Below are 25,031 nucleotides of genomic sequence, written 5' to 3' on the forward strand. Positions count from 1 at the left end.
TTTCTGGCACTTCCATTAATGATTACAATTTTCATGCGTGTATCCTCCAACTTTCGATTTTCTTAATTCTACAAACTCGAATTTATCTTGCAATTAGAAACCATTTATCTTGTATATGGTTCAGTGTCTTTTCCATCATATACAAATGCTTTTATATCCGTATTTTCATCAACCTCAGCATGAATACCTACCGTGTATTCTTTATCTGTAACATTCTGAAAAGAATAGCAACCGCCAGCAGGAATACTGTCAGATACAAGTTCCTGTTTTCCTTCACAGAGCAGATGTACAGTAATGTCAAAATCGTTTCTGTTCTGGACTGTCAACACGCCTGTATTAGACAAAATTTTTGCGTCAGAATATGTAATTACATAGGAATCAGGCGTTGACTTTTCCGCACAGACCACAGAACACTCCCACTGTGTCTTTGCTTTTGCTTTTCGATAGGCTTCCGAAGACTTATATGTTGAAAATATAATCATTGTACTTATAGCAAGAATGCCAATGATGACAAACGCTATTGTTACTTTTTTCTTCACAACCATCACCTCCACACACAAATTCCGATTTGTTGCTTTCATAATACCACATTTTCATTTCACGCTCAATACAGTGAAAAGCAGCCACTACTACAGTGACTGCTCATGCTCAGTTGTATCGCTCCACAGCCCCGATCTGGATTTGCAGGGCTTTTGTCAGCTTGGTCATAACAACATCATCTCTCACAGCACCTCGCCGTTCCAGCAAATACTTTTTGTCGATGGTTTCCACCTGTTCGGCCAGAGCCAGACTGTTCTGTGGCAGACCCGTTCCACAACCTCGCGGGATGTAGACATGGGTGGGGAGCATCCTTTTCTTATAAATCTTGGAGGTCAGCGGAACGACCGTGATGACCGGGGAATGCTCATTTGCACGGTTGTTGCTCACGATGACCGCCGGACGGATACCGCTTTGCTTACAGGTGTCTATGTTCTGACCGAAATCCACGAAATAAATATCTCCACGCTTACACATCGTAATCCACCTCGCTTAACTCAGCATATACGCCACGACCTCATCGTCATGACGCTGATACATTTTTTCCAGTTCCACGATAGCCTTTGCCCGGTAGTTGCCGACCGATCTCCGGCTGATATAATGCTTTTCCGCTACCTTGTCCCAGGTCATCTGACCAAAGACCAAATCAGAAAGCACCGTTCCGGGCATCCCACTGACGGATTTGACCGCACTCTCGAAAAAGCGAAGCTCCTCCGTCAGATCCAGATATTCCTTTTCCAGATGCTCGTACCATTCCTGGTTGATACGCTCCATCCGTTCCCGGTAGTTCAGGGCAATGCTGGCGGTCTTATTGGCGGTGCCGCTGGTCTGCACCCGTTCACCCTCCGGCTGGGAGAAATACATCGTATCAATCATCTCCTGTTCCGTGATGCCTCGAAAATCAGAAATCTGGTGGAACAGGCAACGCTGCTCCGTTTTCATTTTCGGGTAGTCACGGATAAGCTGTTCTATCCTTTCGCTCATTCCTAACCTCCAATTCTCGCCCGAACCGCCTCGATCAGAGCCGACTGGCGTGTATCCTTATTTTCCAAAGCCCACATGACATCCTCGTCATGAGTGCCTTTCGTGACAATGTGGTGGATGACCACCGTGTGTTTTTGCCCTTGCCGCCAGAGTCTTGCATTCAACTGCTGGTACAGCTCCAGCGACCAGGTAAGTCCGAACCAGACGATGGTGCAACCTCCATCCTGCAGATTCAGACCATGTCCAGCCGATGCCGGGTGGATCAGTGCAAGTGGGATCTTTCCGGCATTCCAGTCATCGATGTCCTTTGCCGTATCAATGCACCGGGCATTTTTGAACCGAGCCTTGATACGCTGGAGGTCGTGCTTATACCAGTACGCCACCAGAAGGGGCTTGCCGTTTGCCGCTTCGACCAAATCTTCCAGGGCATCCAGCTTTCTGTCATGGATGGGGATGATCTTTTTGTCTTCGCCGTACACCGCACCATTCGCCATCTGGAGTAGCTTGTTTGAAAGGGCTGCGGCATTGGCGGCATCCAGTTCCTCATCATCGATGGAAAGAACCATATCTTTCTGGAAGTCATCGTACAGCTTCCGTTCCTTCGGACTCATGGAAACCTCGATGCGGTTATCGATCCGCTCCGGCATATCCAGATAATCTGCAGCTTTCATAGAAATACAGATATCTGAAATCAAAGCGTAGATTGCATCTTCTACACCTTCACGGGGTTTGTAGCTGTAGATGATCTCCCGGTTTCGCTTATCCGGCAGGAAGAACCGATCACGGAACCCCCCGATGAACCGACCGAGCCGCTGTCCCATATCCATCAGATACATCTGGGGCCACAGATCCAGCAGTGTGTTCGGAGCCGGTGTGCCTGTCAGACCAACGATGCGAGTGACCATCGGACGAACCTTCTTCATGGCTTTGAACCGTTCAGCCTTATTGGACTTGAAGCTCGACAGCTCATCGATCACGACCATGTCGAAATCCCAGTAGTGGTTCTTCACCAGCCATGCCACATTTTCACGGTTGATGATATACAGAAATGCTTTCCTCTGCAGGGCGGCTTTCCGTTCTGCTGCAGAACCCAGGACCAGGGAGGAGGTAAGGCCGGTGAGGTGTTCCCATTTTGCCAGTTCCTTTGGCCATGTGTCTTCAGCTACTCGCTTCGGTGCAATCACCAGAACTCTGCTCACATCGAAGCTGTCCAGTGCTAACTGCCACAGAGCCGTAAGGGTGATGACCGTTTTTCCAAGACCCATATCTAGCATCAGGCAGCAGATGCTCTGATTCAGAATGAAGTCCGTGGCGAACTGCTGGTAGTTATGCGGTTTGTATTTCATCCAGAACACCTCCAATCATTTCTGGTCTATCAACACAGTAAACGGAAAATCCTAACGCTCGGAGCTGCTCGGCTCTCTTGACCTGCAACGGACGCATCTTCTTTCCGGGTGCCTTCATTTCCACAAATGCCAACCTGCCACCGGGGAAGAGAACCAAACGGTCAGGCACCCCATCCAACCCCGGCGAAACAAATTTGACTGCCAGCCCACCACGCTTTTTTACCTCCGTGGTCAGCCTGCTCTCTACATAACTCTCACGCAAAAGACCATCTCCTTTCCTGTTTCCTTTTGCCGTTTCCAGATAGCAAAAAACTCTTACGCGCGTACAGGTACATACACACACCTGTTTCTTTCTTCTTTTATATCTACACACTCTCAATAGGGAGCTTTTTAGGAAACATGGGAAACAACCACGCTTTTTCGCTGACCGCTGTGGCAATTTCCCTGTTTCCGCACTGTGTTTCTGACTACCGTATGGGAATCATCCAGAAACACCTCATGGGTTTCCGTGTTTCTCATCGGCAACACGGATGAAGGCTTTCTGCACACCATAACCGGGGATACGCATCTTGCCGGAGGCATTGCCCTCGTAGCGTTTCCAGCCGGGGATCTTGTTCAGAATGGACTCGACCTCATAGGATTCTGTCCGCTTCAGATTCTGGCGTTCCTTACCAAAGCACTCGCACCAAATCTCCATGATGCAGACACGCTCACGGCGTACAGTACCCGTGGCCGGAACACCGCCAAATTCGCTACCGCCGAGGAAGCTCCTGCGCTGGTACAGATCCATCTTGTCCCAGCCCTCCGGCAAAAGGGTGTCGAGATAGTCCGCCACGATGCCTTCACGGTCATCGGACTCCATTGCATCCTGCTGACGGGCATAGGCTTCCGCAGCCACACGGCCGGAAAGGAACAGCTCCTCGCCCTGGTGGTAACGCTCGATAGCTTCAGCCCAGATCTGGTCGATGTCAGTCATCTCCCACGGATGGTGTGCGCCTTTGCCAGTCACATGGACAGGCCAGAAACGGCGGTTACCTGTGATGTCACGAAGGAAACCGCCCTCGGAGTTGGTGCTACCCACGATGATGCAGGTGCGTGGATGGCTCTCAACCACGATGCCATAGGACTGACGGAACTTATCATCTGTGCGGGTGACAAAGGATTTCACCGTTTCCACATCGACCTTTTTGATGCCCGCCAGTTCACCCAGCTCCAGAATCCAGTAACCCTGCAGTTTCTCTGCCGCAGTCTTATCCTTCATATCAGAGATGGAAAGGCTGTCCGAATACCACTGCCGACCCAGCAGAGCAAAGAAGGTAGACTTGCCCACACCCTGGGGACCGTTCAGCACGAGGATCGAGTCGAACTTCACACCCGGCTCATACACACGGGCAACTGCTGCTGTGAGGGTCTTTCTGGTGACCGCACGGACATACGGCGCATCATCCGCACCGAGGTAGTCGATGAGCAAGGTGTCCAAACGCTCCACGCCATCCCACTGGAGGGTGGCGAAGTAATCCTTGATGGGGTGATACTGCCGTTCTGCAGACACCACTGCCAGCAGAGCATCTTTGAATTTGGTCGGTGACCAGATGCCATAGACCTTCTCAAAGTACAGCTTGGCATTTGCCACATCTGCATCCGCCCAGCCCGGTTTTACCTGTGTCCAGGGAATATCACCGATCACATCAATACTGCTCTTGAACTCGTTAAACACGATGGATTTCAGATTTGGGTCGTGCCGCACGATGGTAGCAATATTGTTCAGGGTATCTTTGACCTTGCCCTGCTTGTCCAGTTCCAGAAGGGTCTGCCAGTCCTCATCGGTGACTTCTTCCTCAAACTCAGCCTGGGCGAGATGTACACGCTCCTTGGCAAGTTGGATCTTGACCTTATCATCCTGCACGGCAAATTCCTGCATTGCCTTAAAGGACGGCAACTTGACGGGATCTGCGTCTGGGTCGGCCTTGGCATCCAGTGAGCCGAACTTATGGATACGCACTACATCAAAGGCGTTCATCAGCCGACCGCAAGCGGGATCGGTAGCATGATGGCTGTATGCGAACTTGCCCTCATACACCACAACACCCGCCTGGGAGTCTGCCGGAATATAATCGAAACGCCCCGGCATGGCACTGTGCTTATAGACATCGGGGAGGAAGGTTTCGATGGCATCCTGGATGGAATAAGTCCGGCAGAATGCTCCGACCGTTCCAGGCTTGGTAAGCGGATCTGCCTGCTTTTTGATGTCACGCTGAACGATGCTCTGCTGCCGCTTGGATACCGGCCACTCTGCAGAGTTATGCCAATCCGTGTATCGAGCCAGGATCTTGTCTGGGTCCAACAGTTCGCCCTCCATCTCGTGGAAGATGAACTCGCCATCTGAGGAAGTGCTGGGCCAGTACATCAAACGGCTCGGCTCATAGGTCGTGTCATCGAACAGCTCGATGCCGATGTCCTCTGCGACCTTTCTGGCTACCGCACAGTATTCATCTGGAGTCACCTCGCGGGACAGAGGAATGACCAAACGCAGACGAGGTTTTTCCGGCGTGTGCTTATGGGTACTGTAGAAAAAGCAATGGAAGGAAAAGAACATCTCTATCTGGTCGATGATGTCTGGGGTAGCGTAGTCCATGTCCAGCGAAAGACCAGAACGGGTCAGCACACAGTCCTTCTTGCGGCGTCCGCCTTTGAGGGTGCCGAGGACGAAACCACCCACGTCCTTGATGTCATCCTGCTTTGCCTTGCTGAGTTTGCGGTACTGCTCGACCGTTTCGGCAGTACGATGGGTTGTGGAAATACGGTCACGGAACTCGGAAAGTTCCATATCGACCAGATTCCATTTTTTATCCATACGGGAATTACCTGTACTGATTCTCATTCCAATCCCTCCTTGAAGTTATCGATATTCCGCTGGAGCATCTCGCGCTGGCGGGCAGCTTCCTTCGCCTGGGCAATGTGATATTTGTACTCGTAGGCGTGTTCGACAGATGCCGCCTTTTTCATAGAATTTGCTTCACGGCTGTCGTAGAAAGCGACCCGGCGGGTCATGAACTCCAGCAAGCGGGTCTTATCCGCCTGGGTGCAATAGCGATGGATGAGCCGGAATACCTTCTTCGCCTTTGTCTGGGGGCAAGGGAAGAAACGCTCCAGATTCAGTTCGATGTACCCAGTCGGATAATTGATTTTCAGTTTCTTTGCATCGGCTTCCACATTGCGGACTGCGATGTGTGCCGTAGGATCGGGATAGCCCTCTCCGTTATTCCTGCTGATTCCCATGAGCAGTACCTCCTTAGTCTTTTTTGTAAAATGCACATTCGTAGCCATCTGCACGAAGGGGCAGACCAGCCGCCCAGTCCGGGGCAATTGCCATCATCTTGCAAACCTCTTCCACGCTTGAAACACCCTCCGGCACTTCAAGCACAGCTTCATCGTGGATGTGCATCACGATTTCAAATCCGGCATCTCGCAGCCGGAGCATGGCAAGTGCCAGCAGATCACGGGCTGTGGCCTGGACGATGTTCTCGACCAGCTTCGGCCCGTAGGTTTCGATCCGCATCCACTTCTTGCTCTCACCAACACCTTCATAGGAAAGGCTCTCCCGTCCGAAACGGTTCATGGTCATGCGGGGCTTGATGTAGGAAAGATTTCTGCCGGACGGTAAGGTAACAAACAGGATGCCGGAGCGATAGGTGAAGCACAGATTTCCATAGGAAACGGATGTCTTTTCCCGAACAGCCCTCACTGCTGCCGCATCCACATCCCACCAGAATTTTGTGATATGAGGATTGGAGCCACGCCACTGATTGACCAGCGGCTGGAGTTCTTCCTCTTCCATTCCCATCTCCAAAGCTCCCATCGAGGTCAATGCCCCAACGGAGCCACCGTAACCAAGAGCCAGTTCTGCAATCTTGCCCTTCTGCCGGAGGTGACCGTTCACGCCATGCTTGACCACGGGGACACCGAACATCTGCGTGGCAGATGCACAGTAAATATCGCCGCCCTGTTCAAAGGTGTCGATACGCCATTGCTCCCCAGAGAACCAGGCAAGCACTCTGGCTTCGATTGCGGAAAAGTCAGCCACAATGAACCGACAGCTCGGTTTTGGAATGAAGGCAGTACGGATCAGTTCCGACAGCACCCCAGGGGTGGAATCGTACAGCAAATCAACCAGGTCGAATTGCTGATTTTTAACGAGATCACGGGCAAGCTCCAGATCCTCGATATGGTTCTGGGGAAGATTCTGAACTTGCACCAGTCTGCCAGCCCATCTGCCCGTTCTATTTGCACCGTAAAACTGAAGAAGTCCGTGTACTCGACCATCTGAGCAGACCGAACGCTCGATGGCTTCGTATTTCTTCACAGAGGTCTTAGCCATCAAAAGCCGGAGCTTCAATACCTCCAATACTTCGCCATCTGCATTGCCGATGAGAGACTTCACGGCTTTTTTATCTAATTTCTCTGCTTCCACGCCACGCTCCGCCAACCAGCCTTTGATCTGGACTGGAGAGTTGGGGTTGGAAAGACCAGTAAGCTCATAGGCTCTGGCGGTAACAGCATCCTTGTACTGGTTATCGCAGAGGACGGCATTTGCCGCCAGTTTCTGGTCAACCAGGATGCCACGATCGTTGATTTCCTGGTCCATCTGGTAGAACTTCATCTCCTGTGCTGGGATCGGGAAGTTCCGAAGTTTATATCTGATTTCACGCTCTGCATCCACGTCCCGGATACAATATGTTTTGAACCGCACCCATTTCTCCGGCTCGTCCTCTGGGCGATTCCTTGTCCTGCCACCGTTCACTTTGGTTGGCTTGCACGGCATGGAGAAGAATCGAACCAGATCAACGCCTTCTTTCAGCTTTTTCCGCTGTATGTTCAGCACCTCACCAACACCGTCCAGCGAAAGCGGAAGTGCCAGCATAGCAGACTGAACGGCGGTACACTGCCATGCTACAGGAGAAAGGCGATGCCCCAGGTATTTGGAAATACACGTCCGTTCAAAAGCGGCGTTGAATGCAGTTTTCACGATGCTCTCATCTTCCAGAGCATCCAGCACACGCTGCGGCAGTTGCTCTCCACAGGCCATATCCACAATCTGTGTATCCTCGTCATCAAAGGCATAAGCGAACAGCAGAATTTCAAAATTAGGACTGTCACTGTATGCGTAAACACCGCACTTCTGCAGGTCTACATCTGAATAAGTTTCAATATCGATAGCCAACAGGCTCATGTAACCACTCCTCTCGAAAATCTATATTCCGTCAGCACAGACGGATTTAATATGTATGGGGAGAACGGAGAACCGTCCTCCCCAGAAGATTAGGACAGGAAGTCCTCATCATCCTCAGTCTGGAAGTCATCGGCAGCAGAGGTGCGACCGCCCAGGCTCTCGCCATCCTTCAGCTTCTGGATGTTGCCCAGACCAGCGGCGATGCCACGGTTGCCATTGCTGTTGTACCCATAGAAGGTCACGCTGATCTTGCCGTAGCAGCCGGAGTAAACCTCGGACTGGTCGAGGATAGGCTGAACTTTGCTGTCCACGACCTGCGGAGCCTGACGGCTGTTTGCGTTGAAGAAGTAACAACCCGCATAGGCTTCGTCATCCGGGCGGTCGATATCACCGTCACGCAGAGGGAGCTTGAGGTTGGCTGGAACCTTACCGCCCCACTTAGAAACGGAGTCCTTCTTGGCCTGTTCGATAGCCGCCTTGATCGCATTGACGGTCTTAGTGTCGCTCTTCGGGATGATAGCGGATACGCTATACTTCGGATCGCCGCCATTCACGGAATCCGGCTCCCAGCAGTGCAGATAAGAAAAACGGCAAGGTACGATAACTTTGGTGTTGTTCTGATTGTTCATGGTTTAATCCTCCTGAAAATCCGCCGCAGCGGTTGATTGTGTGATTGCTTCTCTCTTGTCGGAATCCGGCACGAGGGTGATTTTGCCCTGGGGTTTGTACACATACTGCCCAAGGACACGGGCAAATTCCTTCTTGCCCATCAGACGCTCCATCTCGGTAACACCGATGAGCGACTGTTTGTAGATGTCGGTGTACCCAGCGGCTTTGGCGGCTTGCTCCACCTCGGCATCACTGGAATATTTGCGGTTGCTCCGACCCTCCACCAGCTTGTAGCCTGTCCACTGTTTTCCGTGGACGATGGCCTGATCCTGGGCATAGGCGTAAACATCAGCCGACCACTTTGCCAGTTCATCCGATACCTTCAGCACCTCTGCAATTTCTGCATCGGACAGAAGGACAGGCTGACGAAATTCCATCTGTGCCAGTTTCAAAAACTCCTCGGCTCTGGCACGACACTGATTCCGGGCCTTGCAGAATCGGCACCAGCTTCCGGCATGGAACTCTCCGGCACCTGTCATTGCCATTGCCGAACGAGGTTTCAGAACTTCCTCACCCCATTTTTTGAGGTCAGCGGGGGTGATATTCCAAGAGCTGTAGTTATTGATACGGGGCTGGTAAATCGTGAGCCGGACAGTTTCCACATCGTAGAGCATCTCGTCCGTTGCCAACACGCCGAGACCATAGGCCATAAGCTGGGGATTTTCTACGGCACTAACTTCCACTCCGCGCCCCAGTTTAAGATCAATAATGTGAATGACCTTATCCGTGACGATGACCATATCCGCCGTGCCGAAACAGTCGGTGGCGTAGTCGGAAATATCGACTCGCTGCTCTACTGCGAACACAGGCTGTTTGCACTCACGCTTGGCATCTTCAATCTCACCGATGACGAAGGAAACATAATCATCCACGGCTTCCAGCAGGTCATCCGAGTAGTAATCCGACACTGGGCGTTTAGTGCGAAGTTTCAGGTGCTTTTTGATAAGGTGTTCTGCCAGAGCGTGTCCGGCAGAGCCTTCAGCGGCATAGGAACTCTCCTCATCGGCATACTGCTCTCCCAGCACCAGGGAAGGGGTACAGTTCAGAGTACGGTGCAGCGCCGAAGGTGAGTTCCGTGCGTGGGCCCCCATTAGAGGGCCTCCGCATCTGCCAGCAATGCCGAGTAGTCCTCCGGCTTGACCCCAGACAGCTTGCCGGAGTCATACTTCAGCAGAAGATCCTTGACTTCCTTACGCTTGCCGTCCTGGGACTTCGCCGCCAGTACAGCACGGACTTCCTCGATGGTGATCTTCTTCTCCTCAGCTTCAGCCTGGGGAGCAGGCTTGTCCGTTGCATCTGCCTTGGCAGGCTTATCTGCGGTAACTGCTGCCGGAGCTTCAGCCTGTGCCAAAGCACGATAGCCAGCCGCCAGCTTTTCAAACCCATCTGCGATGGTCAAAAATACATCTTTCATAGTGTTTTCATCCTTTCTTAGTAGCGGTAAAACAAGAGACCCTTCACGATACGGCGATAATCAGCATCAAGACGGTCATCCAGGAGGATGGTTGCCGTATCGATCTGACGGAGCTTCTCATCATAGAGGATTGCAGGCACCTTGGCCTTCTTTGCCTCGTTGATCTCATATTCCATACCGTTGGTGATTGTCGTGCCGATGATCCACATCCTGTCGCATTCCTTCATCAACTCCACGCCCATCTTGATGCCCTTGATACGCTCATACTGGTCGTTGTCATCAAGGAACTGCGGGAAATAGAGATGCGGAACAACAGGGATGTAACCGCTGTTAATCAGCACACGAGCCACAAACTTGGCGAGCTTGAGATTCTTCTCCACATCGCCTTTCATCGGGGAACAAACAAATACTTTTTCCATAAAAATTCACCAGACCTTTCATTTCATTCGGGGGTGTATCCCGTTATTGCCGAGAACCCTTCGGCAGGGCGAAAGCGTCAAGAATGCTCTTCATCACAGCTTGCTGTTCCGGCTGCAGTCCAGGAAGCAGTTCTGCAAGAAGATTTTCTTGCTCTTGGTTGAGGTAACGCCGACCAGAAGACCATCCAGGTAATGCCTTGATTCCGCCGCCGTGTCCCGGTACCATTTCAAAGGCGGTGCAAGGGGTGATGGCATCAAGATCGCTACGGATGGTATTTCTTGAAACACCAAACTCCGCCATAAGCTCTTTGATACTGGTTTCGCGCTTGTCCGAGATATAATCACGGATGGCGAACTGTCGTTCAGCTTGTGTCATGTCCTTGCACCTCCTTTCGCTTTCGATGTACTCAGATTACAGGTCAAAGGGTCAGTCTCACTGCACCTTTGAAATCAGTTTTGAAAAAATGTTGTTTGCATTTTTCTCCAGCGATTTGGCACAAAAAATAAAGGCCGGAGTATGGGCTGTACGAATACAGCCTTACTCCGGCCTTAGTGGTGGCAAATGCCCCGGTGGTCAGTCAGTAATGCAATCTATCTGTTGCGACCCAGTCTTTTCTGAGCCACGGTTTTTTCAGTTTTAAGTGTGTCTAAGTCTCCTGTGAAGAAATGCCTGCATTTCGGACACATCACGGAAACAGTGACTTTGGCTTTTCCATCCGCCAGTACCTCGCCTTTGCTACACCAAGGGCAGATGAGGTGACGGTCAAAATTGTTCTGCATGGCACGGTTGCCCCTTTCTTTTTTTTACATCGTAACAGAACGCCACCCCACACTAAATCCCATATGTAAGACTTCTTTTAGGGATGTTCTCTTTACGCTTTTTACGCCATTCTGCGTAACGCTAAGGTAAAAAAAGCAGTAGCCCACAACCTGTCGGTGAAGCAGGCTACCGTATCATGCACATTAGAAGGCAACAGCAAATTGTCTGTGCTGTTCCAGATATTCATCTTCAGTCATCAGAAGTCCCAGTCGCTTAAGCTGTACATTGGCAGCGGCTTTGGAAACTCCGAATATATTGGAAAGGTTCTCAGTCAGAGCAGTTACGCCCAACTCATAATCCCAATCAAGTTCATCCGGGGTGACAAAAATGCCATCACGGAATCCGGCTTTACGATTCAGTTCCATCGCAGTCGGAACAAAGGTCTGGCGGGGCATAGCAACAGATGCCGCATAAACATCAGCCTGATGCTCCCGATAATCCTCTTGCGTCCACTTCGTATAGTCACGGCTCCGGGCAACGCCCTCCAAAGCGTTCATACGGCAGCACACAACAGACGCGCCTTCCTCTTTCTGTAAACCAAAATCGAAAAGGGAAAGCTGTCCATCACATCTGCGATAAACCGCAGGGTGCATACAGAAATGCCCGCCTTCGTGCAACACGGTAAACTGGGCAAAGCCCTCCTTGCCAGGTTGCATGGTGGAATTATCAATAAGGATGGTGTTCGCAGGTACCCGCTGTTTGCGGATGCACAGGTTTTCTTTATCAAAAACACGCACCATATCATCGTTGAAAACAGTTGCTCCAGCGATCTGGGGTGTATTTTCCGGATAGTAGATATCCATGTAGTCCACATTGGCACCCAGGTAGCTTTCGATAAAGTGCAGGGACTTAATCTTTCCCGGCTCTTTCAGCAGTTTGGGCTTATAATCCCCAACCTGTGCCTCTGCGAAATCCATGATATCGGTATTCTTAACAACGGGAGTCTGATCCCGATGTCGCTTGCTACAGTGGAAATCAATCAATATTGTTACCTCGTTTCTTTTCAATATTTCGGATGAAGGTTTTCCAGTCCTCTTCCGATGCTACTCCTGCGTTAGACATTCGTAAGGCAAACCTTGCCATTTCACCTATTTCAGAATGCATCATGATATCATCGATGTCGGATGGAATTTCACCTCGGTCACGAGCAGCCAAATCATACATAAGAGCCTTGTCCTCATCGGATAGGTTGAGATATGAACAAAACTGCTCTATCTTATCACTGTCAAAAGGTTTTCTCCGGCACTGCTCGATGTCACTAAGCATACTAAGGGAAACGCCCAGTACGGTCGCAAGGTCTTTTAGCGTCAGGTCTCTTTCATCTTGTAATCTTTTCTTTTTTATAAATTCTCCAAATCTCATATTCTTTTCTTGCATTGTCATTTTCCTCCTGCCGCGCTGTAATTACGCATTTTACGCCTATTACGCCGTTCTGCGTAATATTATACAGTGTGGCAGAAGAAAAGTCAAGCCACCTCATTTATTTGGAATCATCGGAGGATTTACCAAGGTTCGGAAGTTCCCACCCCATTTCCTTAAAAAGCTCTTCTGCTATTTTCCTGGAGGCTTCCCGTTCTTCTGGTGTGATTTTTGCCTGCTCCTCCTCGTACCTTCTCTGGGATTCCCGACTTTCGGCAACATACTTTATCGACTCTCTTAGCACCTGGCTTGGATGCTTTAGAACCAATGGGCTGTCTTTTTCTTCGGGGAGTTCCTCATCAAAAAGCTCAATTTCGGTCTGACGGCTAATTTCGATCATTTCCGCAACGACCTGCTCAAAGCGTTTCTTCTGATTTTTTACAAAACCATTAGTTCGAAGAATCTCCTGCTTTTCCTTTAACAGTTCCTGGTATCTGGTGTTCTTTCCCAGTGCATTATCCAGAATGAGTGTGCGGTTAAAGTCCAACATTGCTTCGTCATTATCCATTTCAGCGGCTTCCTGCATCGCATAATCAGTAAGTTCCTCGTGTCGAGTGTCGTGGTAACAGCTCTGAATCTCGGAAACATAGTTGCGGAGTTCTTTAACTTTGGAGCATACAAAGTCAAAAAAGCAGGCTTTATCGTCTGTGTTCATGCCAAACAGATCATCCTCGTAATCATTGATGTCCTGACATAATGCCTGGATTTCTACATCCAATTTTTGCCGTTCAACTCGCATTCGGTACTGTAGGCGATGTTCCATTTGACGTCTTTGGCTCTGTATGGTCTTTTCGTCATGCCCTAGCAACGACAGCATGAGCATAAAACCATCTACAAGAGAGGTCAGCGTACTAACAGGCACTTTTCTAAAATTCCAACGCCGCAAGTCCTGGTAATCCAAGTCAGTGTGATGCACCAGAATATGTAATACAAAATCCTTACAATCTTTTGGGAAACGGTACGGTGCCGTTGCTTTAGGACTAATATACATAGTTCCATCATCTTTTTTGTACTGGCGAAGTAATGCCAAATCCACACCAACTGCATCTGCAATTTCCGTGAATTTTTCTCTAACTTGTCCCTGTTTATGAGTGCCGCCGTCCTCCTTGGACTCAACCAGTCCACAATATTCTTCAAAAATTTCCTTAAATTTAAGGAATTCCATATTATCACTCTCCTTTGGATTTGTTATATATAGTTTACCAAAACGCACCCCCAGAGGACACCCTCAAAGGGCAGAAAGTTTTAGGGGTGTCACCGTCCCATTACACCAGGCATAACCACTTTGTCCCGGTTATCGAATGGCATCTTCAGATCCCCCAACAGGCAAGCCTGGAACACTGCTCTTTTCCCGAACCGCCGCCGAATGTCCTCAATGCAGTCATCCAGTCTGTCCAGCCGTTCCAATTGCCGCATATCTATGAAGAGGTCGATCTGTTCCGGCTCATTCTTGGGGCGGAGGTTGATTGCCCGGACAGTTACAGCTCGGACAGGCATTATCCAGCGGTAGTTGTCACGGAAAATCTGAATGGCTTTATGGGCAATGACCGATGGGCTTTGTGTTGCCAGGGTGAGAGGTGCTTGGTACTGTCGAAATCCCAGGTCATTACTACGGATGCTGATCTGCACTCCACTGGCTTTCAGCTTGTAGATGCGGAGTCGATGACCAATATCCTGCGACAGCTCCAGCATCACTTTCCAAACTTCATCTTCATTTTTCAAATCCGCCGTGCAGGTGATTCCGTGTCCGACCGACTTGATTGGTGAAACAAAATCCTTATGCATGACCGGGCTATCGTCCAGTCCTGCTGCCGACCTCCACAGGCCAAGACCATTTACACCCAGCAAGCGTTTCAAAAACTGGGGATCAGCATTGGCAATGCCTCCTATGGTGGTGATGCCGTACTTCTCCAGCTTGGCGGTCGTTGCTCTTCCGACAAAAAGAAGGTCTGAAGCTGGCAACGACCATATCTTCTCTTTGAACTCGTCTTTGCGAATCTCGGTAATGGCATCCGGCTTTTTCATGTCGCTACCCAGCTTGGCAAACATCTTATTAAAAGAAACACCGATGGAAACAGTCAGCCCCAGCTCCTCTTTCACCGTCTGACGGATGTTCTCTGCGATTTCCATGCCAGAACCGCATACACTTCTACTGCCACCAACATCCAGCCAGCACTCATCCATGCCATAGGGTTCTACCTGGTCTGTGTATCTCTGATATATGTTCCGGGCCAGTTCCGAATATTTGAGGTACTGCTCATATTGCGGCTTGACCATAATGAGGTCGGGGCAGCGTTGCCTTGCTTCCCAATTGACCATCCCAGTCTTTACTCCGGCCTTCTTCGCCAGCTCCGATTTGGCAAGGACAATGCCGTGGCGGTTCTCGGTACTGCCACACACCGCAACTGCCTTTCCACGCAGGGAAGGGTCAAGCATCATCTCCACCGATGCGTAAAAGCAGTTCATATCACTATGTAAGATTGTTCTTTCACCCAATTTCATCACCTTCCTTTGAAAACTTCATCTTTCTCTATTGACAAAGTGAAGTTACGCACATATAATCGAGTTGTAACTTCACCAAACTTCATTCGCATAATAACACCAGAATGAAGTTGCGTCAATAGTTCTGGTGAAGTTGATGAAGTTACAGAGAGAAAATTATATGAAAGGAAGGCTACTATGACTTTTTCCGACAAAATTAAAGTATCACGGGAACTCTGCAATTTGACCCAACAGCAGCTCGCTGACAAAGTCGGTGTATCTAAGCGTACTATTGCTTCCTATGAATCCACCGATGCACGAGCGCGATCTTCCACTATGCGTAAGCTGGCGATGGCACTGGGGGTTTCTTACGATTATCTGGCAAACGATGAAATTACCGACCCGCAGCAAGGAATCGAAAAAATGACCTACATTGAAACAGCCAGACAGCAGTTCGGTAACAAAGCCGCAAATGAAGTGGATGAGCTTCTGGAGCGCAATGCTGCTCTCTTCGCTGGTGGCGAACTGAGTGAGGAAGCCAAAGACGCATTTTTCACTGCTGTGACCAAAGCCTATCTGGAATGTAAGGAGCAGGCAAAGAAAACTTACGGACGGAAGAAGTAATCCAAATTATAGGACACACGATCCTATATAATTAGAAGTGGGTACAGAAAAGAGGGATCTGAATGAACATGGATTATATCTGCCGAGAGGTAGAAAAGCTCAAGAAAAAATACCATGAAACAGACCCGTTTAAGCTGTGTGAGGATATGGGCATCATTCTGCTCCATACACCGATGGGAACTTACCCAGGAGCCTGTAAAGGCTTCTTTCTGACACAGAGCCGTAAACGCTCCATCACTATCAATAGTGATCTCTCTGAGTCGATCCAACGGATTATCGTCACACACGAGCTAGGTCATGCCGTTCTCCACGCAAAGGCTGTGGGGGTTAAGGCTTTTCATGATTTTGAATTGTTCGACAGCACATCTCTTATGGAATACGAAGCAAACATCTTTGCTGCGGAATTTCTCATGGACGATGAAGATGTTCTGGCAAAATTGAATGATGATATTTCCTTCTTCGGAGCCGCCGCACTACTTCGGGTTCCCCCGGAGCTGTTGGATTTCAAGTTCCGGCTCATGAAAAGGAATGGATATAAAGTTATTGATCCGCCGCTGATGGCGAACAGTAACTTTTTGAAAAATGTAGAAACCAATGTGACCACTGACTACTAACAGGCAGGCAAGGGAGGTCAGTCAGTATGAATAACATAAAAGTTTATGTGGATGTAATCGCCCAATTTAACAGCGAGGGCGTGTTGATTCCTCTCAGCCTGACCTGGGAGGATGGAGAAAAATTCGATATTGACCGTGTCACGGACATCCGGCAGGCGGCTGCTATGAAGGCCGGTGGACAAGGTGACCGATACACAATATGGGTCAGAGGTCGGCAGAGCTATCTGTTCTTTGAACGCAACCACTCTCTGACCGGGAACAATCTGGGGCGCTGGTTCGTGGAACGGCGGATAGCATAGCCCTTAAACTGCTTGCGGAGGAAACACATGGAAAATAAAGAAAAACGCCAGCTCCTCCAGAATCTCATTGACGCTGATACCCTTTCGGTAACCAGCTACTATGAAACTTTGGAGAACACTGGCGATATAAAATATAACTATGGTGATTACCTTATCACCGAGCCAATTGATTGCGATATGGAGCTGGCACGATTGAAAGATGCAGATTATGAACTGTGTTGCGTTCTGCTTACAATGCTCCTGCGAGAAGATCATTTTAGCAACGGCTCCTTTGAAAGCCGCTACCGTGCCGGACAGGTTAAGCCTATCGTTGAGAAAATGATAACGCTACTCTCTTCTGGGGAATAGGAGGTGCCAATGGCAACACTTGAATCGTATGGCCGAGAGATACATAGTATTTTTCAGCTTCTCGGTGATAAAGAAAACGACATCACTCTTAGTATGTCCTGGGCATTGGCCCAATGCCCGGAGTTCCTGAAAGCCGTGGTACAACATATCTGCGGACTAGTTCCTGACACGGATACAGTGATGGTTATGAATCAGAAATACGGTGTCGCAACTGGCATCACAGATATTGAAGTTACAGACGAACAGAGCTTCCACATTATCTTTGAAGCAAAGCGTGGTTGGATTTTGCCAGGTGCAGACCAGCTTACGAAGTATTCTGTCCGACTCGCATCGTCCAAGGCAACTATCAAACAGATTGTAACCTTGTCCGAATGCACACAGACCTATGCAGCGTCCTATCTGCCGTTCACCGTTGCTCCCAATGGTATACCCGTTTCGCATCTCTCCTACAGGGAAGTATATGAAATGGCTGGCGGTGCCAGGGCAACATCAAACCACGCACAGAAACATCTCCTTGCGGAGTTCTGTGACTACTTGAAGGAGGTAATGACCATGCAGAAGAAAGATTCCAATATGGTATATGTCGTTGCACTGGGAACCACAAAGCCGGACGGTTGCGACATCACATGGATTGACATCGTAAAAAATCATAATAAATATTTCTGTCCTGTGGGTGGAAACGGCTGGCCAAAAGAGCCACCAAACTACATAGCGTTCCGCTACTATGGACAGCTCCAGTCCATTCACCACATCGAAAGCTATACCGTGACTCGGAATATGCACGATGAAATCCCTGAAATGCCGGATGAGGTATGGGGCAATGATTGCTACATCTATCATCTGGGACCGGCTATCGTTCCGAGCAAAACTGTAAAGACAGGGCAAATCTATAGGAACGGTCGGGTATGGGCAATGCTGGACACGCTCCTTACTTGTGATTCCATCAGCGAAGCTCGTGATTTAACGCAGAGCAGACTATAATGGGGTGATTTCATGTCTAAGGAAACTGAACTCCGCCTGCACCGTTGCTGTTTCACCGGCCATCGACCAGAAAAGCTACATAAACCAGAAGAACAAGTAAAGCATGACCTGGAAGTAGCAATTCAGCAAGCTATTGCTGATGGTTTTGTTACCTTTATTTCTGGGATGGCACGAGGTGTTGATATCTGGGCGGCACAAATCGTACTAAGGGAACGTGCTAAGAATCCAGCTATCCATCTGGTAGCCGCAGTACCATATAAGGGCTTTGAAAGCAGGTGGCAAGCCCGCTGACAGCAGGAATACAATTTTATTCTCCAGTATGCCAATCTGGTAAAATACATCTGCCCTGGCTATAGCCGAGATTGCTTCCAACGCCGAAACGAGTGGATGGTAAACCGATCTGCCCGTGTGATAGCAGTTTACAATGGAGAGCCAGGCGGCACCAGAAACACAATCGAATACGCCCAATACAAAGAAGTGGAGTGCCTTTGTATATGATGGCACTCCACTTCTTTACAGTTGTAGCTCTGCAATATTCATCTTTTGCTTTTCCAAATAATAACGGAACATCTTCTTGGCGGGTAATAACCGAATTTGAATATTTTGTAGATTAAGTTGTTCTAACATATTCAGCCGAGCTGTTCCCTTTTTTATAATGCTGTCTTGTTCCGTTGGCATAAGAAAACAGTTTTTTATGTCCTCTATACCATGATCCTCGATAAATTGTTTATACGCAAGCTGATACAGATATTGTTTTGTAACATCACCGATGCCTGGCTGCCCACGTAGCATTTTATTTGGTTCAAGTTGTACGCAGTAATATTTTGCGTCCAAAATAATAAAGCTGTGAATACCATCCAAATCAGTCAATGCAATAATATCTGGAATAAGAGTATCTGCGGCTTCCTTTTCAAAAGGCTGTCCGTTTTCTCTATATCCCTGCCATTTTGGACGCTCAATAATATTAATGAGCTGATCTGTTGGATGATACCCTTCCGCAATACCATTTGGTAATTTCAAATTACGCAATTGGATATTTAAGCAATCACCAAATACTTCTTTGCATACATCTTCCCACACAAGGTTAAAACTGGTAGTGCCATACATACTAATTCCCACATTGTCAGCCAGCGTCCTACGGTGAGCTATATATGCATACATAGTTTTAAGCAATACCTGCTTATGAGTATTGTATTGAATGTTTAGCTCCGACTGCAGGCGATAGAGAATATAATCGTCATCACCCAAATTGCTTCGGGTTTCATCACTGATGTCTGCCTCGACCATATCAAATAAATCCAAGATTCCGGCATCTCGTAATTGGTTCGAGCATTCTGTGACCACGCATTTATGAAGATGGTAGAAAAAATCATTTTCATCATCCACTGATCGATGGGTGTATAAATCTACATAATACGGTCTATTATTACTAATGATGGCAAAACCGTTATCGATAGTCTGATTCCAAAGAATAGGTCCTTCTCCATTCAATTCTACGATATCTTCTGAATTGATGTAAAATCCATGTTGATGGAAATCGTCTAAGAGAAAAAGCATAACCGCCAGTAGATTAAAGCTACTGTTTTGACCATTACCATTGTACATATTAATTATTTGCTCTTTGGAACCGTATCGCTGAAGCACTTTTATAGTCTGCTTCATTTCTTCCATTGGTTCTGGATTCTGTGTGATGTACTTGGGATAGCATTTTATCACTCGATTTCCGACTGTAAGTACACCAACAAATGTAAAAACGTAAAAAAACGCATTACCTTCTGTGGCATCATCAGTAACTGCTAAATCTTCGTCTGCTAAGTCGGATAAGTCTTTTTGCAAAGGGGTGTTTTTTACCGCTTTCATAACGCCATATGCCTTGAGCCGCCGTATGAAAGTTTGAATTTCTTCCTCCGAAAAACAAAACAGGGCACGAAGGTCATTTTTGGTGTATCGCTTTTGTTCTCTAACATATTTTGATACGAATGCCTCCATAGCGGTTACCCCTCGATCATGCTGTTATACTTTTCCATAAAAGAGGTTCCGAAAATATCGATGCCGTAGGTATCAAAAGCCGCACATACAGAAGAATATTTGCTACTATCACATCCCTCGAACAGCTTATGCTTAATTGCTTTTGCTGCATCCTCATATAGGTACATGATAACTTTGCTCTTAAAAGCAGATTTGAATTTCTCTGGATTGAGCATTCGCCCATTCTCTCCATATGCAAAAATTTGTTTTGAAAGGAAATATGGCCCCATGAGCTTGTCTTCGTTGATACCGTAGGTTACGGCAAGCGTATCATTTATAGCCTTACGAAGAATATTCCAGTCAACATCTTTATTATTTGGGGTCGTGCCAAGTTCTACCAGACCACCAACCTCATCGTCATTATCATCAATCCCAATATACTCAAAGTTCCATCTACGCTTAAAAGCTGTATCCATAGGATAAACACCTTGATCGGCGCTGTTCATAGTAGCCCAAATGAACATATTATCCGGGATTTTGATACTCTCAGGTGATTTACCAAGTTCGGAAATCAAATATTTCTTTATATCCTCGGTGGCATGAATATCATATTCACTGGCACCCGAATCTGCTCTGTCTAATAGCTGGAATACTTCACCAAATACTGCTGCGACTTTTGCACGATTGATTTCCTCAATCAAAAGCAAATGTGGCTGTGGATTGTCAGTGCGACCGCTTTTCAGTGCCGCAACTAATACACGCATAAAAGGCCCCGGCACAAAGTCATACCGAATCTCTCCAGTCGCATTAGTTACAGGTTTATAGCATCCCACAAACTGCGAATATGTATAATCTGGATGGAACGTCACTCTTTCAAATGAACCAGATGTACCATCCAAAAGTGCATTACAATCTTTCTTTAAAGTGTGACTTTTTCCCGTACCAGGTGCACCAAAGACGATACGATTTCGTTCGAACTCACTGGGCAGTCCAGTTTCGAACTTTATAGTCAATAGCAATTCAAAAAACCAGTCCAAAAATGCTCCACGTGCATCTTCGCGATCGGGGCGCCATTGTGATGAAACATAATATTCATCTTCAGCAATGCTGAATCGCTCCGTATAATATCGGGCTCTACCTGCCTCATCTTGCATTGCTTCACGAAACTCATCATCACTCATACCCGCAGTACGCTTAAACAAAATACCATGAATATTATTGTGTCGGAATAACAGATTACACTGCTCACGACTTTCAAGAATAGGCAAAGTAAAACCATTGAAAAGGTGATGCCTGGACATAGTGTCTAATACGGTGAATATAAAGTCCTTGTTCTCCATCGCCATAAGTTCTTCTCTTGTAGAATCCACAGGTGTATCATCACCCAAAGGAGGTAGCAGAGGATTACGGGGACGGGGGCTCCGCATCATTTGTTCATATTCCTCGGCAGTAGCATCATCCATCTTTTTCAATTCTCCAAAAGCGTGTGTATTGGCTCCGATATAAGCTATATTTTTCTTGCCTTTAATATTCAGCCATTCAACATATGGGAGATTTGCAAGAATTGTTTCTGGCTGGCTCCTACGCGAACCGGAACCGCCAAGTACGCTGTCAACGTGAGCTGCTGGCCTTGCACACATCTCATCCCAAATACGGCGCAATTCCTCCAGCGGTCGAGATTTTTGGCTTCCATTAATACCAAGTATTACACGATCGTTAGCTCTGTCAACCTCATCGATTGTAAATGGAGCGGCTTGTCCAGAAATGCTTTCAAGTCGCTTGCCTTTTAACTGTTCGAGGTCATCCAGCACCTCTAAAAAAGTTTTCATTCAATCACCTCCAGAAAATCGCGTATGGTTTTTGCTATGCCACTGGACAGAATAAATGGCACCCCATTGCCGATGGTTTTAAATTTATTTGTCAAAGTCATATCTGACGGCAATTCAAATTCTTCTGGCAAAGTTTGAAGGGATAGTGCCTCCGCAGCGGAAATTCTTCTTGCTTTATAGGGATGTAAGTGTACCTCGTTATTTCCGTATGCTACAGTAGGCGAATAGCGCCATCTGTGTAAGCGTTTGTAAGATTTTTTGCTTACATCTCCCTCTTGTATCGTAAGCATTCTTTGCAAGCCCTGACGTGGTTTAAAATAATCCTCTGCATTCGGATGCATATCAACATGATTCTTTTCAAACCAGTATTGAACAGTAAGTTCTCTCGGTATCCCATCCGGGCACTTTAGCACGGAATTTTCCTGAAACTCATTGACATCCGGCCAAGGCAAATTTTTCACATCTTCAAGATTGTAAACTTGATATTTATTCCACGGAAAATCACCGATGCTAACTTTTTTTAGCAAATCCGCTTTAATTCCAAACATCAGAATACGATCTCGATCTTGTGGCGCAGCATACTCTAATGCATTTGTCAAGCGTTCTGTCGTTTCGTATCCTACCTTATGTATTTTGCCTTTTAATTCTTCAAAAAAAGCTCTATGTCGGGCAGTCCTCCATAAGCCTTTGACATTCTCGAACAGAAAGAAATCTGGTTGCATTTCAGTTATGATGTTTGTATATGAAAGTGAAAGTTTACCGTTATCTCCATCACGCCCTTTATTTTTTCCGGCAATGGAAAAATCAGGGCACGGAGGACCGCCGATAAAACCTACAAGGCTTCCATCTTTTCGTGCATCATCAATATATGTTTGTAACTCGTTTTTTCTTGTATCAAGAAATTCGTTGATATCAATATTGAAGTAGCCATATTGGGGCTTTCTCAATCCCATTTTACTTCTTGAGTATTGATACGCTTCCATAAAAGCGGGCTGGAACTCATTTACAAATTCAACATCAAACCCATTCAATTCGAACCCCAAATCCAGAAAACCGCTTCCAGAAAAGAATGAGAAGATTTTTAATTTACGCTTTGCCATTATTGCTATCTCCAGTCTTGGTATTTTTTCTATATCGTCCGCTTTTAATACGTGCGTCTTGTGGTTTACTTGTATCCGCAGGAATAGCCCACTGCCTTCCAAATTTTTGTGCACCTGGAATTCGTCCTTCTACGCATAAAACTTGTATTCGGCGTGATGATATTTCCCATTTATCAGCGGCATCTTGTATTGTCATATATTCCATTTGTATACCTCGCTAAAAAACAAACGAATTGTAGGGTTATTATATACCGCTGAGCGAATAAAGTCAACTCACTAACTCTTACTAAATAGCCGTGTCTTACTCGTTCGATAACACCGAAATATGTAATTGATTTTCAGTAATAAGCACTTTATAATTTGTGCCTATCTTAAAGCCTGCATCCTCCAACCATTTCCCTTTTAGCACAATAGTTGGAGTATCCTGATATTTATACCCAGACTGTCCATAGACCTTTAATTCTCTTACTTCTCTATTTGCCTTCATGTAACTCCTTCCGTGAAATTGTTCTTTTTCCAAATTTTATGGCGTTTCGTCAAAAAGTTATAAGTTTTGCTAAATGGTTTTACATCTACATGAACCGTTTTCTACATATCGGTTTACATTCTCACCCAACCACTACATATAGTTATTGAATCATCTCATAGAAACACACCAAGCAGTATGTATGACAAAGCCGTTATGGGTAAAATAAATGCCGAAAAAGCCCGTAAATACGGCATTTTTCAGCAAGTAACAGGTATTAAAAAGGCGGTGCAAAACGTTTCACAGGGAAATAAGACACCATAACTGGCGAGTGAGATCTCCCCGGGCTTCGGATTTCGTCCTCCGCCTGCCATCGCCTGGGCGGTCGTGCTGTGATGCGGGCTGCGGAACGGACGCTGCAAAATCAGCGGTGTGTCTGGCTTCAGGAAACCGCAGATACTGTATATCTTCGAAACTTCAATGCTTTCCTCCAGCGTAAGCGGCGGCAAAATTGTCGGAATACGCCGAGCTGCCATCGTTTTTCCCGTTCCAGCCGGTCCGATATAGAGAATGTTGTGACGCCCCGCTGCTGCCGCCTCGGTTGCCTGCCGCACCAGCGGAAGTCCGACGATCTCATCAAAATCGACGTCAAATTCTTCCTGTCCCGCCTGAAACAGATCTGGTGTGAACCATTGTCCGTGAATCTGTTCCGGATGCTGCAGGCAAGCCGTCAGCGCTTTCACATCCCGGACTCCGACGATCTCGATCCCATCCACAGCCCGTCCCTCCTGTACATTCTCTTCGGATAGAAAAACCCGTTTCATTCCGCAGCGGCGCGCCTCATAGACCATCGAGAGAACACCGGTCAACGGCTTGATGCTGCCGTCCAAACCCAGTTCACCGATAAACGCCCATTGGTCCCAATTCGGTGCAGAATTGTTCTCCTCATCTTCCACCCCATCCATTTCCGGGCAGGTTTCATCCGTCTTTCTTATTTTTGCCTTTTCACCCTGTTCCCACAAGCACCTCAAAATTCCTGCCGCGATCGCCAGATCACACCCCGTTCCCTCTTTCCGCACCCCGGCTGGCGATAAATTGACCGTGATCCGCTTCGGCGGCAGGCAAAACCCCGCATTCCGAAGTGCGGTCCGAACGCGCTCCTGCGCCTCCCGCACCTCCTCCGCCAGGTAGCCCACCATGACAAAACTCGGCAATCCGTTGCTCACATCAACCTCCACCGTGATCCGGTAGCCATCGATGCCGCGGGTGCTGAAACTGTTTATTTTACTGAACATATATTTCCCCCTATTATTGATTTTTTACCTTGCCTTGTATTTTTCATATCATACAGGCTTAAAATTTGGATACTTTTAATGATATCCTGAGATAAAAGAGATTCTACTTGAATTTGATTTGAAATTAAAATAAATAGATTTGAATCATGAAATCAGATTTACCAGACCTAAAATAGATATTCACTCTT

The 25,031-nt window shown here is 47.5% G+C and carries 29 protein-coding genes; 6 read left to right on the forward strand and 23 right to left on the reverse strand.

Going from position 1 to position 25,031, the window contains the following annotated elements:
• Positions 1 to 104 precede the first annotated feature (104 nt).
• The 17 genes from DWZ76_RS10720 to DWZ76_RS10800 form a co-directional block, all read right to left on the reverse strand.
• Complete coding sequence (locus tag DWZ76_RS10720) at positions 105 to 545, reverse strand: hypothetical protein (protein ID WP_005423550.1); 441 nt, start codon at positions 543 to 545, stop codon at positions 105 to 107.
• A 103-nt stretch (positions 546 to 648) separates the two neighbouring features.
• Entirely contained in the window at positions 649 to 1,014 is a 366-nt protein-coding gene (locus tag DWZ76_RS10725; protein ID WP_118293559.1) for a type II toxin-antitoxin system PemK/MazF family toxin, read from the reverse strand.
• Positions 1,015 to 1,029: 15 nt separating this feature from the next.
• Entirely contained in the window at positions 1,030 to 1,521 is a 492-nt protein-coding gene (locus tag DWZ76_RS10730) for a hypothetical protein (RefSeq protein ID WP_118293560.1), read from the reverse strand.
• A gap of 2 nt (positions 1,522 to 1,523) precedes the next feature.
• Positions 1,524 to 2,867 (reverse strand): DEAD/DEAH box helicase, encoded by a 1,344-nt coding sequence (locus DWZ76_RS10735; protein ID WP_118472627.1) that lies wholly within the window; start codon positions 2,865 to 2,867, stop codon positions 1,524 to 1,526.
• Positions 2,848 to 3,129 (reverse strand): VRR-NUC domain-containing protein, encoded by a 282-nt coding sequence (locus DWZ76_RS10740; RefSeq protein WP_118472628.1) that lies wholly within the window; start codon positions 3,127 to 3,129, stop codon positions 2,848 to 2,850. The genes DWZ76_RS10735 and DWZ76_RS10740 overlap by 20 nt, the downstream gene beginning before the upstream one ends.
• Before the next feature lie 234 nt (positions 3,130 to 3,363).
• Complete coding sequence (locus DWZ76_RS10745) at positions 3,364 to 5,748, reverse strand: virulence-associated E family protein (RefSeq protein ID WP_207663649.1); 2,385 nt, start codon at positions 5,746 to 5,748, stop codon at positions 3,364 to 3,366.
• Positions 5,745 to 6,146 carry a hypothetical protein gene (locus DWZ76_RS10750; RefSeq protein WP_118472629.1) on the reverse strand — a complete coding sequence of 134 codons (402 nt, stop codon included), beginning with the start codon at positions 6,144 to 6,146 and terminating at the stop codon, positions 5,745 to 5,747. Before DWZ76_RS10750 ends, DWZ76_RS10745 begins: the two co-directional genes overlap by 4 nt.
• A 13-nt stretch (positions 6,147 to 6,159) precedes the next feature.
• Complete coding sequence (locus DWZ76_RS10755; protein ID WP_118472630.1) at positions 6,160 to 8,097, reverse strand: DNA polymerase; 1,938 nt, start codon at positions 8,095 to 8,097, stop codon at positions 6,160 to 6,162.
• A gap of 89 nt (positions 8,098 to 8,186) precedes the next feature.
• On the reverse strand, positions 8,187 to 8,726 hold the full coding sequence (locus DWZ76_RS10760; RefSeq protein WP_118472631.1) for a DUF2815 family protein: 540 nt from the start codon (positions 8,724 to 8,726) through the stop codon (positions 8,187 to 8,189).
• Between the two features lie 3 nt (positions 8,727 to 8,729).
• Positions 8,730 to 9,857: a DUF2800 domain-containing protein gene (locus DWZ76_RS10765; protein WP_118472632.1), complete on the reverse strand. Its 1,128-nt coding sequence runs from the start codon at positions 9,855 to 9,857 to the stop codon at positions 8,730 to 8,732.
• A complete protein-coding gene (locus tag DWZ76_RS10770) occupies positions 9,857 to 10,180 on the reverse strand; it encodes a hypothetical protein (RefSeq protein WP_118472633.1) in 324 nt (107 codons plus the stop codon). The genes DWZ76_RS10765 and DWZ76_RS10770 overlap by 1 nt, the downstream gene beginning before the upstream one ends.
• 17 nt (positions 10,181 to 10,197) lie before the next feature.
• The gene (locus DWZ76_RS10775) at positions 10,198 to 10,599 is read right to left on the reverse strand and encodes a DUF4406 domain-containing protein (RefSeq protein ID WP_118472634.1); all 402 of its coding nucleotides are present in this window, start codon (positions 10,597 to 10,599) and stop codon (positions 10,198 to 10,200) included.
• A gap of 43 nt (positions 10,600 to 10,642) precedes the next feature.
• Entirely contained in the window at positions 10,643 to 10,975 is a 333-nt protein-coding gene (locus DWZ76_RS10780; protein WP_118472635.1) for a DeoR family transcriptional regulator, read from the reverse strand.
• A gap of 587 nt (positions 10,976 to 11,562) precedes the next feature.
• Positions 11,563 to 12,336, reverse strand: a complete 774-nt coding sequence (locus tag DWZ76_RS10785) for an ImmA/IrrE family metallo-endopeptidase (protein ID WP_118472636.1) — start codon at positions 12,334 to 12,336, stop codon at positions 11,563 to 11,565.
• Between the two features lie 58 nt (positions 12,337 to 12,394).
• Positions 12,395 to 12,796 (reverse strand): helix-turn-helix transcriptional regulator, encoded by a 402-nt coding sequence (locus DWZ76_RS10790; protein ID WP_182431315.1) that lies wholly within the window; start codon positions 12,794 to 12,796, stop codon positions 12,395 to 12,397.
• 103 nt (positions 12,797 to 12,899) lie between these two features.
• The gene (locus DWZ76_RS10795; RefSeq protein WP_118472638.1) at positions 12,900 to 14,003 is read right to left on the reverse strand and encodes a hypothetical protein; all 1,104 of its coding nucleotides are present in this window, start codon (positions 14,001 to 14,003) and stop codon (positions 12,900 to 12,902) included.
• Positions 14,004 to 14,092: 89 nt separating this feature from the next.
• The gene (locus DWZ76_RS10800; RefSeq protein WP_243017815.1) at positions 14,093 to 15,334 is read right to left on the reverse strand and encodes a DNA polymerase IV; all 1,242 of its coding nucleotides are present in this window, start codon (positions 15,332 to 15,334) and stop codon (positions 14,093 to 14,095) included.
• Positions 15,335 to 15,517: 183 nt separating this feature from the next.
• Between DWZ76_RS10800 and DWZ76_RS10805 the strand changes: the two genes are divergently transcribed.
• From DWZ76_RS10805 to DWZ76_RS10830, 6 genes are all read left to right on the forward strand, one after another.
• Positions 15,518 to 15,943 (forward strand): helix-turn-helix transcriptional regulator, encoded by a 426-nt coding sequence (locus DWZ76_RS10805; RefSeq protein WP_118472640.1) that lies wholly within the window; start codon positions 15,518 to 15,520, stop codon positions 15,941 to 15,943.
• 62 nt (positions 15,944 to 16,005) lie between these two features.
• Positions 16,006 to 16,557 (forward strand): ImmA/IrrE family metallo-endopeptidase, encoded by a 552-nt coding sequence (locus tag DWZ76_RS10810; RefSeq protein ID WP_118472641.1) that lies wholly within the window; start codon positions 16,006 to 16,008, stop codon positions 16,555 to 16,557.
• 26 nt (positions 16,558 to 16,583) lie between these two features.
• Positions 16,584 to 16,856 carry a hypothetical protein gene (locus DWZ76_RS10815; RefSeq protein ID WP_118472642.1) on the forward strand — a complete coding sequence of 91 codons (273 nt, stop codon included), beginning with the start codon at positions 16,584 to 16,586 and terminating at the stop codon, positions 16,854 to 16,856.
• 27 nt (positions 16,857 to 16,883) lie between these two features.
• On the forward strand, positions 16,884 to 17,204 hold the full coding sequence (locus tag DWZ76_RS10820) for a DUF6508 domain-containing protein (protein ID WP_118472643.1): 321 nt from the start codon (positions 16,884 to 16,886) through the stop codon (positions 17,202 to 17,204).
• A gap of 9 nt (positions 17,205 to 17,213) precedes the next feature.
• Entirely contained in the window at positions 17,214 to 18,185 is a 972-nt protein-coding gene (locus DWZ76_RS10825; RefSeq protein ID WP_118472644.1) for a hypothetical protein, read from the forward strand.
• 12 nt (positions 18,186 to 18,197) lie between these two features.
• Positions 18,198 to 18,476, forward strand: a complete 279-nt coding sequence (locus tag DWZ76_RS10830) for an SLOG family protein (RefSeq protein WP_118472645.1) — start codon at positions 18,198 to 18,200, stop codon at positions 18,474 to 18,476.
• A gap of 222 nt (positions 18,477 to 18,698) precedes the next feature.
• Here the strand turns inward: DWZ76_RS10830 and DWZ76_RS10835 are convergent, their stop codons facing one another.
• From DWZ76_RS10835 to DWZ76_RS10860, 6 genes are all read right to left on the reverse strand, one after another.
• On the reverse strand, positions 18,699 to 20,174 hold the full coding sequence (locus DWZ76_RS10835) for an LlaJI family restriction endonuclease (RefSeq protein ID WP_118472646.1): 1,476 nt from the start codon (positions 20,172 to 20,174) through the stop codon (positions 18,699 to 18,701).
• Between the two features lie 5 nt (positions 20,175 to 20,179).
• The gene (locus DWZ76_RS10840; protein ID WP_118472647.1) at positions 20,180 to 21,982 is read right to left on the reverse strand and encodes an AAA family ATPase; all 1,803 of its coding nucleotides are present in this window, start codon (positions 21,980 to 21,982) and stop codon (positions 20,180 to 20,182) included.
• On the reverse strand, positions 21,979 to 23,082 hold the full coding sequence (locus tag DWZ76_RS10845; protein WP_118472648.1) for a DNA cytosine methyltransferase: 1,104 nt from the start codon (positions 23,080 to 23,082) through the stop codon (positions 21,979 to 21,981). Before DWZ76_RS10845 ends, DWZ76_RS10840 begins: the two co-directional genes overlap by 4 nt.
• Complete coding sequence (locus DWZ76_RS10850) at positions 23,069 to 23,287, reverse strand: helix-turn-helix domain-containing protein (RefSeq protein WP_118472649.1); 219 nt, start codon at positions 23,285 to 23,287, stop codon at positions 23,069 to 23,071. Before DWZ76_RS10850 ends, DWZ76_RS10845 begins: the two co-directional genes overlap by 14 nt.
• A 96-nt stretch (positions 23,288 to 23,383) precedes the next feature.
• Positions 23,384 to 23,569, reverse strand: coding sequence for a SymE family type I addiction module toxin (locus DWZ76_RS10855; protein ID WP_118472650.1), 186 nt, complete (start codon positions 23,567 to 23,569; stop codon positions 23,384 to 23,386).
• A 239-nt stretch (positions 23,570 to 23,808) separates the two neighbouring features.
• Positions 23,809 to 24,843, reverse strand: coding sequence for an ATP-binding protein (locus DWZ76_RS10860; protein ID WP_118472651.1), 1,035 nt, complete (start codon positions 24,841 to 24,843; stop codon positions 23,809 to 23,811).
• Between the last annotated feature and the right edge of the window lie 188 nt (positions 24,844 to 25,031).

Source organism: Clostridium sp. AF35-15 (genome assembly GCF_003477745.1).
In the GTDB taxonomy this organism is placed as follows: Bacteria; Bacillota; Clostridia; order Lachnospirales; family Lachnospiraceae; genus Otoolea; species Otoolea fessa.

Coding starts and splice junctions, on each gene's coding strand:
- DWZ76_RS10820 (WP_118472643.1), top strand. CDS start 16,884: ATGGAAAATAAAGAAAAACGCCAGCTCCTCCAGAATCTCATTGACGCT.
- DWZ76_RS10825 (WP_118472644.1), top strand. CDS start 17,214: ATGGCAACACTTGAATCGTATGGCCGAGAGATACATAGTATTTTTCAG.
- DWZ76_RS10805 (WP_118472640.1), top strand. CDS start 15,518: ATGACTTTTTCCGACAAAATTAAAGTATCACGGGAACTCTGCAATTTG.
- DWZ76_RS10830 (WP_118472645.1), top strand. CDS start 18,198: ATGTCTAAGGAAACTGAACTCCGCCTGCACCGTTGCTGTTTCACCGGC.
- DWZ76_RS10750 (WP_118472629.1), bottom strand. CDS start 6,146: ATGGGAATCAGCAGGAATAACGGAGAGGGCTATCCCGATCCTACGGCA.
- DWZ76_RS10850 (WP_118472649.1), bottom strand. CDS start 23,287: ATGGAATATATGACAATACAAGATGCCGCTGATAAATGGGAAATATCA.
- DWZ76_RS10725 (WP_118293559.1), bottom strand. CDS start 1,014: ATGTGTAAGCGTGGAGATATTTATTTCGTGGATTTCGGTCAGAACATA.
- DWZ76_RS10745 (WP_207663649.1), bottom strand. CDS start 5,748: ATGAGAATCAGTACAGGTAATTCCCGTATGGATAAAAAATGGAATCTG.
- DWZ76_RS10855 (WP_118472650.1), bottom strand. CDS start 23,569: ATGAAGGCAAATAGAGAAGTAAGAGAATTAAAGGTCTATGGACAGTCT.
- DWZ76_RS10775 (WP_118472634.1), bottom strand. CDS start 10,599: ATGGAAAAAGTATTTGTTTGTTCCCCGATGAAAGGCGATGTGGAGAAG.
- DWZ76_RS10755 (WP_118472630.1), bottom strand. CDS start 8,097: ATGAGCCTGTTGGCTATCGATATTGAAACTTATTCAGATGTAGACCTG.
- DWZ76_RS10760 (WP_118472631.1), bottom strand. CDS start 8,726: ATGAACAATCAGAACAACACCAAAGTTATCGTACCTTGCCGTTTTTCT.
- DWZ76_RS10720 (WP_005423550.1), bottom strand. CDS start 545: ATGGTTGTGAAGAAAAAAGTAACAATAGCGTTTGTCATCATTGGCATT.
- DWZ76_RS10815 (WP_118472642.1), top strand. CDS start 16,584: ATGAATAACATAAAAGTTTATGTGGATGTAATCGCCCAATTTAACAGC.
- DWZ76_RS10785 (WP_118472636.1), bottom strand. CDS start 12,336: ATGGATTTCGCAGAGGCACAGGTTGGGGATTATAAGCCCAAACTGCTG.
- DWZ76_RS10840 (WP_118472647.1), bottom strand. CDS start 21,982: ATGAAAACTTTTTTAGAGGTGCTGGATGACCTCGAACAGTTAAAAGGC.
- DWZ76_RS10845 (WP_118472648.1), bottom strand. CDS start 23,082: ATGGCAAAGCGTAAATTAAAAATCTTCTCATTCTTTTCTGGAAGCGGT.
- DWZ76_RS10730 (WP_118293560.1), bottom strand. CDS start 1,521: ATGAGCGAAAGGATAGAACAGCTTATCCGTGACTACCCGAAAATGAAA.
- DWZ76_RS10770 (WP_118472633.1), bottom strand. CDS start 10,180: ATGAAAGATGTATTTTTGACCATCGCAGATGGGTTTGAAAAGCTGGCG.
- DWZ76_RS10795 (WP_118472638.1), bottom strand. CDS start 14,003: ATGGAATTCCTTAAATTTAAGGAAATTTTTGAAGAATATTGTGGACTG.
- DWZ76_RS10790 (WP_182431315.1), bottom strand. CDS start 12,796: ATGCAAGAAAAGAATATGAGATTTGGAGAATTTATAAAAAAGAAAAGA.
- DWZ76_RS10735 (WP_118472627.1), bottom strand. CDS start 2,867: ATGAAATACAAACCGCATAACTACCAGCAGTTCGCCACGGACTTCATT.
- DWZ76_RS10765 (WP_118472632.1), bottom strand. CDS start 9,857: ATGGGGGCCCACGCACGGAACTCACCTTCGGCGCTGCACCGTACTCTG.
- DWZ76_RS10810 (WP_118472641.1), top strand. CDS start 16,006: ATGAACATGGATTATATCTGCCGAGAGGTAGAAAAGCTCAAGAAAAAA.
- DWZ76_RS10860 (WP_118472651.1), bottom strand. CDS start 24,843: ATGTTCAGTAAAATAAACAGTTTCAGCACCCGCGGCATCGATGGCTAC.
- DWZ76_RS10835 (WP_118472646.1), bottom strand. CDS start 20,174: ATGGAGGCATTCGTATCAAAATATGTTAGAGAACAAAAGCGATACACC.
- DWZ76_RS10780 (WP_118472635.1), bottom strand. CDS start 10,975: ATGACACAAGCTGAACGACAGTTCGCCATCCGTGATTATATCTCGGAC.